This is a genomic window from Flavobacterium sediminilitoris, from assembly GCF_023008245.1.
GTDB lineage: Bacteria > Bacteroidota > Bacteroidia > Flavobacteriales > Flavobacteriaceae > Flavobacterium > Flavobacterium sediminilitoris.
This window is the reverse complement of sequence record NZ_CP090145.1, coordinates 3,179,468-3,191,555: the sequence shown is the minus strand read 5'-3', so window position 1 is coordinate 3,191,555 and position 12,088 is coordinate 3,179,468. Positions and strand designations below refer to the sequence as shown.

The window sequence follows — 12,088 nt, the reverse complement described above, 5'->3', positions numbered from 1 at the left end:
AATTATGCACCATAATGATTTGTAATTTGGCATTTTTTTATTATTATGAACTTTAGAATCTTAAAAATGTAAACTTTGGTTTTTTATAGAATCATTTTTAGTCATTATATTTTTTGAAGTATTTAAAACATAAAAATCTTTATTTTTATTTCAATAATTAGGATTTTTCTATTTTTAAAATTAATATAGTTTATTATATTAATTTTAATATAATGTTACTAAAAAACTTTAAGTTAAAGGTAAAAAAAAACACTCCATTTGGAGTGCTTTTTGTGGGCGATGAGGGGTTCGAACCCCCGACCCCCTCGGTGTAAACGAGGTGCTCTGAACCAGCTGAGCTAATCGCCCTAATAAATTGCAATGTTTAATTCCGTATTGCGAGTGCAAATATACAAGCTTTATTTATATCTGCAAGCTTTTTAATGAAAAAATTATTTTTTTTCTATTTTTTCTAAAAGTACTTTTGAACTGTAATTTATTACAGTAACGCTAATGTTTTCATCCTTAGTTGTTTTTCCTTCAATAAGGTATATTTTTCCATTTTTATAAGGCTTATTACTTTTTGAAAAATCTACATCTCCATATTGCAATGTTTTCTTTATATCTTCCAAGCTTATCCAATTTTCATTTAAAATTGTTTTTACTTCTGATGAATAATCTAATGGTTTATTTCTTAGTTCTTTTAAAACACGACAGTTTGGTAAGTAACAAAATTCAACTCCTTTAGCATCGGCTTTTGCTCCTAAAAACTTAATAACAAAAAATATTCCTAATAATAATCCAAATAAATAATAGGCTAGGCGAAATTTTAATTTCATTTTATTTTATTTTATTTTTTGCAAATATAGTATTTTTTGAATCGGCATTGACTATAGGAATATTGTCCTTTTTATACAGGATTTACTAATTAACAAAATATTATGAAATACTTTTAGAATACAATAAGATTAATATCTCGATATTCAAGATTAAACCAATCTGCAATAGATTTATTAGTTAAAAGACCATGATAGAAATAAATTCCATTTTTGAGCCCTCTATTGCATCGAATAGCACTTTCAATTCCTCCATCTTCTGCTATTTGAAGTAAAAAAGGTGTAATAATATTACTTATTGACATTGATGCTGTTTTAGAATAGCGAGAAGGAATATTTGGAACACAATAGTGAATAATATTATTCTTTATAAATGTAGGTTTTTCATGAGTTGTAATTTCAGATGTTTCAAAACAGCCACCAGTATCAATACTTACATCAACTATAACAGCTCCTTTTTTCATGTGTTCAACCATAGTTTCAGTAACAACAATAGGAGTTCTATTTTTACCTCTCATTGCTCCAATAGCTACATCACATCGTCTTAATGCTTTTAAAAGTGCTTTTTCTTGAATGGTTGATGTAAAAATACGTTGGTGTAATGCATTCTGAAGTCGTCTAAGTTTTGTAATAGAATTGTCAAAAACTTTTACACTTGCACCTAATCCGATTGCTGTTCTAGCAGCATATTCTGCTACGGTTCCTGCTCCAAGAATTACAACTTCTGTAGGTGGAACACCTGTAATATTTCCAAATAAAAGTCCTTTTCCTATATTTTGATTAATCATTAATTCAGCAGCAATATGTATTGATGCAATTCCTGCAATTTCTGATAATGATTTTACTGCTGGATAAGACCCATCTTCATCTTTAATGAATTCAAATGCTAATGCTGTTATTCTTTTTGTAGCTAATGCTTCAAAATAAGCTTTCCTTTGAGTCTTTAATTGTATTGCAGAAATGATAATTGTTTGTGGGTTCATCATTTCGATTTCAGGTAGAGTAGCAGGTTCTACTTTTAAAATCATAGGACAACTGAAAACTTTTTTAGTATCGTTTGTAACTTCTGCTCCAGCTTCAGAATAATCTTTATCACTATAACTAGAACTTTCTCCTGCTCCAGCTTCAATCATAACTCTATGTCCATGAGAAGTCATAGAACTAACAGCATCTGGTGTTAAGCAAATGCGTCTTTCTTGATAAGCTGTCTCTTTGGGAATTCCAATAAATAAATCACTTTTATGGGTAATAATTTCCAATTTCTCTTCCTGAGGTAGCAACTGCATTTTTGAAAACGGACTGTATATTGACATGATAGGTTAATGTAAAGTTGAGCCAATTTAGGGATTTTTTTGATAAGAGAAAATAGATGATTAAGAAAAGAATCAATATTTTTATCAACTCTTTATATTTCTATTTAATTCTTTAAAACTAATGTTCTAGATTTATCATTGTTTAACTTTAGATAAATCGCAGCATGATCTATAGGAATAAGATTTGGGGTTTTTTCTGGCCATTCTATAAAACACCAATTTCCTGAATAAAAATATTCATCAATTCCCATATCATAAGCTTCTACTTCACTATTTAATCTATATAAATCAAAATGATAAACTATTTCACCATTTTTAGTTTCATATTCGTTTACTAATGAAAATGTAGGGCTACTCGAATTAGATTGCACTCCTAATTCATTAACTAAAGCCTTAATTAGAGTAGTTTTTCCAACGCCCATTTCGGCATGAAAAGTAATTACTTTTTTTAATAAAGGTGTTTCTAGTATTTGTTTTGCAACATTCTGTATTTCTTCAAGAGTAAAGTTTATATTCATTTGTAGCTTGGTTTTAAATAAATAAAAAGGTTATTGTCAAAATTATTAAATAAGAGACAATTTACCTTTTTATTTACTAAATATTGTTATTTAGGTTCAAAAACTAAAAACGGAATAATCATTTCTTCTAAGGAAATTCCTCCATGTTGATAGGTATTTCTATAGTAACTTACATAATGATTATAGTTGTTTACATAAGCTAGAAATAAATCATTTTTTGCAAAAATAAAAGAACTACTCATATTTAATGCTGGCAATCCTATTTTTTTAGGATCTTTCACTGCATAAACATCTTTATCTTCATAGGTTAAGCTTCTTCCTGTTTTATATCTTAGATTTAAACTTGTATTTTTATCTCCAATCACTTTTGAAGGGTTTTTACAGTTTATAGTTCCATGATCTGTAGTTATAATTAGTTTAAAACCTTGTTTTTGTGCTTGTTGGATAATATCTAGTAATGGAGAATTTTTAAACCAACTTACAGTTAATGAACGATATGCTTTATCGTCTGAGGCTAATTCTTTTACAACTTCCATTTCGGTTTTTGCATGAGATAGCATATCTACAAAGTTATACACAATTGTAGTTAAATCATTTCCTTTTAATCCTTTGAAGTTTTCTGCTAATTTTTTACCATCTTTAAAGTTAGTAATTTTATAATATTCTTGTTTAATATCTAACCCTAAACGTTTTAATTGTTCTGTTAAAAATTCACCTTCATATAAATTTTTCCCTCCATCATCAATATCGTTTTTCCAATATTGTGGAAACTTTTTTTCCATTTCTAAAGGTGTTAATCCTGAGAAAATAGCATTTCTAGCATATTGTGTTGCTGTTGGCAGAATAGAGTAGTAGCTTACTTCTTTTTCTAACTTATAATGATTATTTACAATGCCTTCAAAAGCTTTCCATTGGTCGTAGCGCAAATTGTCAATAACAATAAAAAGTATTGGCTTGTCTTTTTTTCTAATTTCAGGCGCAACTAATTCTCCAAATATTTTATGTGATAAAACGGGTTTATCATCAGTATTATCAAACCAATTTTCATAATTTCGTTCTATAAATTTTCCAAATTGGGTGTTAGCCTCAACTTTTTGACTTTCTAATATTTCAACCATACTTTGGTCTTCAATATTTTCAAGTTCCATTTCCCAATATACTAATCTTTTGTATAGTTCAATCCAATCTTCAAATGAATTTACCATTGCCATATCCATTGCAATTTTTCTGAATTCTTTTTGATAATCTAATGTTGTTTTTTCAGAAATTAAGCGAGAATGATCTAAATTTTTCTTTAAACTTAACAGTATTTGATTTGGATTGACTGGCTTTATAAGGTAATCAGCTATTTTAGAACCAATAGCTTCTTCCATAATATATTCTTCTTCACTTTTAGTAATCATAATTACAGGTACAGAAGATTTTTTTTCCTTTATTTCAGAAAGGGTTTCTAAACCACTTAAACCAGGCATGTTTTCATCTAAAAATACAATGTCAAAATTGTTTTCTTCAAACATATCAATTGCATCTTGACCATTATTGCATGTTGTTACTTCATAGTTTTTCTTCTCTAAAAATAATATATGTGGTTTTAATAAGTCGATTTCATCATCAACCCATAAGATTTTAATTTTATTCATTGTTATTCTATTTCTATGCAAGTTAATATATCTTCAACGAGAATGTATTAAAAATAGTATAAAGTTTTATTTTTTTATCTTATTTGTAATTACAAGGTTAATGACTAACTTACTAATTGTTTCATATTAAAAGAACTATGACTTACTATGTAATATTTAATTCCTACATTTGTTATCCTAAAATTTAAACTTGTGATTGAAACCAACAAATTAAAAATTTTTAATGATCCTATATATGGTTTTATAACCATCCCGAATACCTTAATATATGATTTAATACAGCATCCTTATTTTCAAAGGTTAAGGCGAATTTCTCAAATGGGAATGTCGTATTTAGTTTATCCAGGAGCACATCATACACGCTTTCATCATGCATTAGGATGTTTGCATATTATGCAAAAAGCCATTCAAACATTAAAATTTAAAGCCGTAAAAATTTCTGAAGAAGAAGAAAACGCTTTATATATTGCTATTCTTTTACATGATATTGGACATGGACCATTTAGTCATGCAATGGAACATAGTATTGTTGAAGATGTTCATCATGAAGAGTTGTCTTTATTATTTATGGAACAATTAAATAATGAGTTTGAAGGAAAATTATCTTTAGCTATACAAGTCTTTAAAGGAGAATATCATAGAAAGTTTATGTTACAATTAATTTCTAGCCAATTAGATATGGATAGAATGGATTATTTACGTAGAGATAGTTTTTATAGTGGTGTTGCAGAAGGAAATATTAATAGTGAACGTTTAATTCAGATGATGAATGTTCAAGATGATATATTAGTTATTGAAGAAAAAGGAATTTATTCTGTTGAGAAATTTTTAGTAGCTCGTAGATTGATGTATTGGCAAGCTTATTTACACAAAACTAGCGTTGTAGCAGAACTTACTTTGACTAAAATATTGAAAAGAGCAAAAGAATTAGCTCAAAAAAGTATTCCTTTAGAAGCTAGTAAACCTTTACAATATTTTATGAATAATAAAGTATCTTTAACTGATTTTAATAGAGCTATTTTAAACACATTTTCTCAATTAGATGATTACGATGTACTAAGTGCTATAAAAGCTTGGCAATTTCATGACGATTATGTTTTATCTACTTTATGTAAAATGATTATTAATCGTGATTTATTAAAAATTAGGATGCTAGATGAAAAACCGAATAAAGAAATTTTAAATTCTTATAAGAATATTTTATTAAAATCGCATCCATTAACAGAAAAAGAAATTGACTATTTTGTATTTAAAGGAAAAGTCAAAAATCAGGCATATAGTAAAGAAAGTGAGCCTATTAGAATATTGAAAAAGGATAAAACTATTGAAGATGTTGTTCAAGCATCTGACCAATTAAATTTAAAAGCATTATCAAAACCAGTGACAAAATATTTTATATGTTTTCCAAAAGTAGTTTTAGAAGTATAAGTATTTAATTAAATTTTATATTTTTGTCAGAATGAATTAGAGTCAGCTCTATTTTTTAGGAAAAAATAGAAAATATTTTTCCCTCTAAAAAAGGATAATTTTAAATAAAGTGAATGAAATTTACAGCAGAACAAATAGCAGGTATTTTAGAAGGAGAGGTTGTTGGTAATACTAATGCAGAAGTTTATAAATTAGCCAAAATAGAAGAAGGAACAGAAGGTTCTTTAACTTTTTTAGCAAATCCAAAATATATAAGCCATATATATACAACAAAGGCTACGATTACTATTGTTAATAAAACGTTTCAACCAGAACAAGAAATAAATACAACATTAATTAAGGTAGAAGATGCTTATAAGTCATTTTCAAAATTATTAGAATATTATAACCAAGTTAAATTAATGAAATCAGGAATTGAACAACCTTCAATGATTTCAGATAATGTGACGTATGGAGAAGGATTATATCTTGGAAGTTTTTGTTATATTGGAAAAAATGTTTCTATTGGAAAAAACGCAAAAATTTACCCCAATAGCTTTATAGGTGATAATGTCGTAATAGGTGATGATTGTGTATTTTTTGCAGGAGTTCGTATTTATTCGGAAACAATTATTGGAAACAATTGTACAGTGCATTCAGGATCAATAGTTGGTTCTGATGGATTTGGTTTTGCTCCACAAGAAGATGGAACTTATCAAAAAGTACCACAAATAGGTAATGTTATTATTGAAGATAATGTTGAGATTGGGGCTTGTACTACGATTGACAGAGCCACTTTAGGATCAACAATTATTAGAAAAGGAGTAAAATTAGATAATCAGATTCAAATTGCACACAATGTTGAAATTGGAGAAAATACAGTAATTGCCTCTCAAACAGGTGTTGCTGGGTCAACTAAAATTGGTAAAAATTGTATGATTGGCGGTCAAGTGGGAATTGTAGGTCATATTACTATAGGAGATAATGTTAAAATTCAAGCCCAATCTGGAATAGGAAAAAGTTTACAAGATGGAGAAGTAGTTCAAGGAAGTCCTGCTTTTAATTATGCTGATTTCTCTAAATCATACGTGCATTTTAGAAATCTTCCAAAAATAGTCTCTGATTTAGAAAAAATAAAAAAGAATAACTAAATTTTACAATAATCATGGTTAAACAAAAAACCATCGCTAGCGAAATTTCATTAACTGGAGTAGGTCTTCACACTGGTCAAGAAGTAACAATGACATTTAAACCAGCACCTATTAATAACGGCTATACTTTTGTAAGAGTTGATCTAGAAGGTCAACCTATTATTGAAGCAGATGCCAATTATGTAGTGAATACACAAAGAGGAACAAACCTAGAAAAAAGAGGTGTTAAAATTCAAACATCTGAGCATGTATTAGCTGCTTTTGTAGGATGTGATGTAGACAATGTAATCATTGAATTAAATGCATCTGAACCACCAATTATGGATGGTTCATCTAAATACTTTGTAGAAGCAATTGAAAAAGCAGGTATAGTTGAGCAAGATGCCGAACGTAAAGTATTTGTTATAAAAGATGTTATTTCTTATACAGATGAAGTTACAGGTAGTGAGATTACAATTATTCCAAGTGATAACTACAGCGTTACTGCTATGGTAGACTTTGGAACAAAAGTATTAGGAACTCAAAACGCTAGTATTAAAAATATTAGTGAATTCAAATCTGAAATTTCTAATAGTAGAACATTTAGTTTTCTACATGAATTAGAAATGTTATTAAATAATGGTTTAATAAAAGGAGGAGATTTAAATAATGCAATTGTGTATGTAGATAAAGACATCTCTACAGAAACAATGGAAAATCTAAAAAAAGCTTTTAATAAAGAATCAATATCTGTAAAACAAAATGGAATTTTAGACAATCTAACATTACATCATCCTAATGAAGCTGCAAGGCATAAACTTTTAGATGTAATAGGTGATTTAGCATTAATTGGTACAAGAATACAAGGAAAGGTTATTGCTAATAAACCAGGTCATTTTGTAAATACTCAATTTGCGAAAAAATTATCTAAAATTATTAAAATCGAAGAAAGAAATCAAGTTCCAGTTTATGATTTAAACAAAGAACCTTTGATGGATATTCATCAAATAATGAAAATGTTGCCACATAGACCACCATTTTTATTAATTGATAAAATTTTAGAATTGACAGATAATGGAGTAGTTGGTTTAAAAAATGTTACAATGAATGAGCCATTCTTTGTAGGACACTTTCCAGATGCACCAGTGATGCCAGGTGTTTTAATAGTTGAAGCTATGGCTCAAACAGGAGGAATTTTAGTTTTAAGTACAGTTCCAGATCCAGAGAATTATTTAACATATTTCATGAAAATTGATAATGTTAAATTTAAACAAAAAGTATTACCTGGAGATACTTTAATTTTTAAATGTGATTTAATTACTTCTATAAGAAGGGGAATTTGTCACATGCAAGCAAATGCTTATGCAAACGGAAAATTGGTTGCAGAAGCAGAATTAATGGCACAAATAGTTAAAAAACAACAATAAGATTATGAATCAACCACTAGCATACGTTCATCCTGGAGCAAAAATTGCAAGAAATGTAGTTATAGATCCATTTACAACTATTCATAATAATGTAGTAATTGGAGAAGGAACATGGATAGGATCAAATGTAACTATCATGGAAGGTGCAAGAATTGGTAAAAACTGTAATATTTTTCCTGGAGCTGTAATTTCTGCTGTACCACAAGATTTAAAATTTGGAGGAGAAGATTCACTAGCTATTATTGGTGATAATACAACTATTAGAGAATGTGTTACTATTAATAGAGGTACAATTGCATCTGGTCAAACAAAAATAGGAGATAATTGTTTAATTATGGCAACAGCACATATTGCTCATGATTGTCAAATAGGAAATAACGCAATTATTGTAAATGGTGTAGCATTAGCAGGACACGTAACTGTTGGTAATTATGCAATTATAGGTGGATTAGCTGCTATTCATCAATTTATATCAGTAGGTGAACATGCAATGGTTTCTGGAGGTTCTTTAGTAAGAAAAGATGTACCACCATTCACAAAAGCAGCAAAAGAACCGTTATCTTATGTAGGTATTAATTCTGTAGGATTAAGAAGAAGAGGGTTTTCAACTGAAAAAATTAGAGAAATTCAAGATATTTATAGAATTTTATATCAAAAGAATTTTAATACAACACAAGCTTTAAGTATTATTGAAGCAGAAATGGAAGCAACACCAGAAAGAGATGATATTATTCAATTTATCAGAAACTCATCTCGAGGAGTAATGAAGGGTTATACTGGTAGCACAATTTAAAATTAAAAAAATAAACATAAAAAAATAAAATGGCAAGTACATCAGATATCAGAAACGGACTTTGTATCAAACACAATCACGACATTTATAAAATTATTGAATTTTTACATGTTAAACCAGGAAAAGGACCTGCTTTTGTGAGAACAAAGTTGAAATCATTAACAAACGGTAAAGTATTAGATAATACCTTTTCTGCTGGACATAAAATTGATATTGTTCGTGTAGAAACACATACTTTTCAATATTTATATGCTGAAGGTCAGGATTTTCATTTTATGAATACTGAAAGTTTTGAACAAATTACTTTAAATAGAGATGTATTAGACGCTCCAGATTTATTAAAAGAAGGTGAAAACGTAATGATTCAAATCAATACAGAAACTGATTTACCATTATCAGTAGATATGGCTGCTTCAGTTATTTTAGAAGTTACATATACTGAGCCAGGTGTTAAAGGAAATACAGCAACAAATGCAACTAAACCTGCTACAGTTGAAACAGGAGCTTCTGTAAATGTACCATTATTTATAAATGAAGGAGACAAAATTAAAATTGATACTGCTTCAGGTAAATACATGGAACGTGTATAAAAAAATATAATAGTAAAAGTGATTAATTTGTATATAGTTGATCACTTTTTACTAATCACTAATCACTCTTTATGAAGTTTAACAGGGAATATAACCTAAAAGAAATTGCGACATTAATAGATGCTAAATTTGTTGGTGATGAAAATTTTTCCGTTCTAGGGATGAATGAAATTCACGTAGTTGAATCTGGAGATATTGTATTTGTAGATCACCCTAAATATTATGATAAAGCATTAGAATCGGCTGCAACTATTATTTTGATAAATAAAGAAGTTGAATGTCCAAAAGGAAAAGCATTATTAATATCAGATGACCCTTTTCGCGATTTTAATAAATTAACAAGGCATTTTAGACCTTTTAAACATACAAATACTTCAATATCTGATTCTGCTATAATTGGAAAAAATACTATAATTCAACCGAATTGTTTTATTGGAAATAACGTTCAAATAGGTAACGATTGTATTATACATTCAAATGTATCTATTTATGACAATACAATTATAGGAAATAATGTTATAATTAGTGCAGGAACTATATTAGGCGCTGATGCTTTTTATTATAAAAAGCGTCCTGAAGGATTTGATCAATTATTATCATCTGGAAGAGTAGTAGTGGAAGATAATGTAGGAATTGGAGCATTATGTACAATTGATAAAGGAGTAACAGGCGATACAACCATAGGAGAAGGCACAAAAATTGATAATCAAGTACATGTAGGACATGATACAATTATTGGTAAAAAATGCTTAATTGCAGCTCAAACAGGTATTGCAGGTTGTGTAATTATTGAAGACGAAGTTACATTATGGGGACAAGTAGGAACAACTAGTGGAATAACTATTGGATCTAAAGCTGTTGTAATGGGACAAACTGGAGTTACTAAATCAATTGATGGAGGGAAAACCTATTTTGGAACACCTATTGAAGAGTCACGTGAAAAACTGAAGCAATTAGCTAATATAAAAAAGATACCTCAAATTTTAGATAAATTAAAAGGTAATGAAAAATAAAGAACTTATAAATATATTATACCTTCAAGACGGTATTAGAGATGCTGAAATTCTAAAAGAACTACTTAATGATGAAGTTGTTTTAGAATGGATTAGTTCTGATGGTATTTTAATTTTTAAAAAGGATGATATTATTACGCTAGCAAATGAGTTAAAAGCAAATTATAAAAAATCAATTATAGAAATAACTCATCAAGTTGAAGAAGGAAATCAAATAGCCATAAAATACGACCATAAAGTATCAACTATTGAAAATCCTGACGAAATAATGTTAATCGCTAAGTTCTTTGTTATTTGGGAATTTAAAGAGAATAAACTTTTTAAAGGCTCTCAAATAAGTCAACCTGTATAAAGTTGAAAAATAAAATCAAAAAAGTTCCTGTTTTTTTTACAAAAAACTTACTTTTGCAACACAATTTAAAAAATAATATAATAATCATATCATGAGTGTTTTAGTAAATAAAGATTCAAAAATAATAGTTCAAGGATTTACAGGAAGCGAAGGAACTTTTCATGCTTCTCAAATGATTGAATACGGTACAAATGTTGTTGGAGGTGTTACACCAGGTAAAGGAGGAACTACTCATTTAGACAGACCTGTTTTTAATACAGTAGAAGAAGCTGTAGTTAAAGCAGAAGCAAATACTTCAATTATTTTTGTACCACCTGCATTTGCTGCAGATGCAATTATGGAAGCTGCTGATGCAGGAATAAAAGTAATTATTTGTATTACAGAAGGAATTCCTGTTGCAGATATGATTAAAGCTTATGATTATATCAAATCAAGAGATTGTCGTTTAGTAGGACCAAACTGTCCAGGAGTTATTACACCAGAAGAAGCAAAAGTTGGAATTATGCCAGGTTTTGTATTCAAAAAAGGAAAAGTTGGAATTGTTTCTAAATCAGGAACATTAACTTATGAAGCAGCTGACCAAGTCGTAAAACAAGGTTTAGGTATTACTACAGCCATCGGAATTGGTGGAGATCCAATTATTGGAACAACTACAAAAGAAGCAGTTGAATTATTAATGAATGATCCAGAAACAGAATGTATCATCATGATTGGTGAAATCGGTGGACAATTAGAAGCAGATGCTGCTCGTTGGGTAAAAGCTGATGGTAACCGTAAGCCAGTTGTTGGTTTTATCGCTGGAGAAACAGCGCCTAAAGGAAGAACAATGGGACATGCTGGTGCAATTGTAGGTGGTGCTGATGATACTGCGGAAGCTAAAAAACGTATCATGAGAGAAAATGGAATTCACGTTGTAGATTCTCCTGCTGAAATTGGTAAAAAAGTGAAAGAAGTTTTAGGATAATTATAAAACTGATTTTAAATATAAAAAAACCTGTTTATAAACAGGTTTTTTTTATGTCTAATTTTATCCCTTATATGTTTTAAGAACTAAAAAGCAAATTAAATATATCATTATCATAACATAAAA

At 28.8% G+C, this 12,088-nt stretch carries 12 protein-coding genes and 1 tRNA gene; 8 read left to right on the top strand and 5 right to left on the bottom strand.

Annotation, left to right across the window (positions count from 1 at the left end; translation table 11 throughout):
* Positions 1-273: 273 nt before the first annotated feature.
* The 5 genes from LXD69_RS14635 to porX form a co-directional block, all read right to left on the bottom strand.
* Positions 274-348 (bottom strand) — tRNA-Val (locus tag LXD69_RS14635).
* Positions 349-431: 83 nt separating this feature from the next.
* A complete protein-coding gene (locus tag LXD69_RS14630) occupies positions 432-818 on the bottom strand; it encodes a DUF4258 domain-containing protein (RefSeq protein ID WP_045967304.1) in 387 nt (128 codons plus the stop codon).
* Positions 819-931: 113 nt separating this feature from the next.
* Positions 932-2,128: an alanine dehydrogenase gene (locus LXD69_RS14625; RefSeq protein WP_045967305.1), complete on the bottom strand. Its 1,197-nt coding sequence runs from the start codon at positions 2,126-2,128 to the stop codon at positions 932-934.
* 104 nt (positions 2,129-2,232) lie between these two features.
* Complete coding sequence (gene tsaE, locus LXD69_RS14620; protein ID WP_246915934.1) at positions 2,233-2,646, bottom strand: tRNA (adenosine(37)-N6)-threonylcarbamoyltransferase complex ATPase subunit type 1 TsaE; 414 nt, start codon at positions 2,644-2,646, stop codon at positions 2,233-2,235.
* Positions 2,647-2,732: 86 nt separating this feature from the next.
* A complete protein-coding gene (gene porX / locus LXD69_RS14615) occupies positions 2,733-4,286 on the bottom strand; it encodes a T9SS response regulator signal transducer PorX (protein ID WP_246915933.1) in 1,554 nt (517 codons plus the stop codon).
* A gap of 192 nt (positions 4,287-4,478) precedes the next feature.
* Between porX and LXD69_RS14610 the strand changes: the two genes are divergently transcribed.
* From LXD69_RS14610 to sucD, 8 genes are all read left to right on the top strand, one after another.
* Complete coding sequence (locus LXD69_RS14610) at positions 4,479-5,714, top strand: HD domain-containing protein (protein WP_246915932.1); 1,236 nt, start codon at positions 4,479-4,481, stop codon at positions 5,712-5,714.
* Between the two features lie 113 nt (positions 5,715-5,827).
* Positions 5,828-6,844, top strand: coding sequence for a UDP-3-O-(3-hydroxymyristoyl)glucosamine N-acyltransferase (gene lpxD / locus LXD69_RS14605; protein ID WP_045967311.1), 1,017 nt, complete (start codon positions 5,828-5,830; stop codon positions 6,842-6,844).
* A 14-nt stretch (positions 6,845-6,858) separates the two neighbouring features.
* On the top strand, positions 6,859-8,250 hold the full coding sequence (locus LXD69_RS14600; protein WP_045967312.1) for a bifunctional UDP-3-O-[3-hydroxymyristoyl] N-acetylglucosamine deacetylase/3-hydroxyacyl-ACP dehydratase: 1,392 nt from the start codon (positions 6,859-6,861) through the stop codon (positions 8,248-8,250).
* A gap of 4 nt (positions 8,251-8,254) precedes the next feature.
* Positions 8,255-9,043 carry an acyl-ACP--UDP-N-acetylglucosamine O-acyltransferase gene (lpxA, locus tag LXD69_RS14595; RefSeq protein WP_045967313.1) on the top strand — a complete coding sequence of 263 codons (789 nt, stop codon included), beginning with the start codon at positions 8,255-8,257 and terminating at the stop codon, positions 9,041-9,043.
* A 29-nt stretch (positions 9,044-9,072) separates the two neighbouring features.
* Positions 9,073-9,633 carry an elongation factor P gene (gene efp, locus LXD69_RS14590; protein ID WP_045967314.1) on the top strand — a complete coding sequence of 187 codons (561 nt, stop codon included), beginning with the start codon at positions 9,073-9,075 and terminating at the stop codon, positions 9,631-9,633.
* Between the two features lie 71 nt (positions 9,634-9,704).
* Positions 9,705-10,646, top strand: a complete 942-nt coding sequence (locus LXD69_RS14585; RefSeq protein WP_045967316.1) for a UDP-3-O-(3-hydroxymyristoyl)glucosamine N-acyltransferase — start codon at positions 9,705-9,707, stop codon at positions 10,644-10,646.
* Positions 10,636-10,998, top strand: a complete 363-nt coding sequence (locus LXD69_RS14580) for a nuclear transport factor 2 family protein (RefSeq protein WP_246915931.1) — start codon at positions 10,636-10,638, stop codon at positions 10,996-10,998. Before LXD69_RS14585 ends, LXD69_RS14580 begins: the two co-directional genes overlap by 11 nt.
* A 91-nt stretch (positions 10,999-11,089) precedes the next feature.
* Entirely contained in the window at positions 11,090-11,962 is an 873-nt protein-coding gene (sucD, locus tag LXD69_RS14575) for a succinate--CoA ligase subunit alpha (RefSeq protein ID WP_045967319.1), read from the top strand.
* Positions 11,963-12,088: the final 126 nt, after the last annotated feature.

Bases quoted from the DNA above. Each gene is read 5' to 3' on its own strand.
- LXD69_RS14630 (WP_045967304.1), bottom strand. From the start codon at position 818: ATGAAATTAAAATTTCGCCTAGCCTATTATTTATTTGGATTATTATTA.
- LXD69_RS14625 (WP_045967305.1), bottom strand. From the start codon at position 2,128: ATGTCAATATACAGTCCGTTTTCAAAAATGCAGTTGCTACCTCAGGAA.
- tsaE (WP_246915934.1), bottom strand. From the start codon at position 2,646: ATGAATATAAACTTTACTCTTGAAGAAATACAGAATGTTGCAAAACAA.
- porX (WP_246915933.1), bottom strand. From the start codon at position 4,286: ATGAATAAAATTAAAATCTTATGGGTTGATGATGAAATCGACTTATTA.
- lpxD (WP_045967311.1), top strand. From the start codon at position 5,828: ATGAAATTTACAGCAGAACAAATAGCAGGTATTTTAGAAGGAGAGGTT.
- LXD69_RS14600 (WP_045967312.1), top strand. From the start codon at position 6,859: ATGGTTAAACAAAAAACCATCGCTAGCGAAATTTCATTAACTGGAGTA.
- lpxA (WP_045967313.1), top strand. From the start codon at position 8,255: ATGAATCAACCACTAGCATACGTTCATCCTGGAGCAAAAATTGCAAGA.
- efp (WP_045967314.1), top strand. From the start codon at position 9,073: ATGGCAAGTACATCAGATATCAGAAACGGACTTTGTATCAAACACAAT.
- LXD69_RS14585 (WP_045967316.1), top strand. From the start codon at position 9,705: ATGAAGTTTAACAGGGAATATAACCTAAAAGAAATTGCGACATTAATA.
- LXD69_RS14580 (WP_246915931.1), top strand. From the start codon at position 10,636: ATGAAAAATAAAGAACTTATAAATATATTATACCTTCAAGACGGTATT.
- sucD (WP_045967319.1), top strand. From the start codon at position 11,090: ATGAGTGTTTTAGTAAATAAAGATTCAAAAATAATAGTTCAAGGATTT.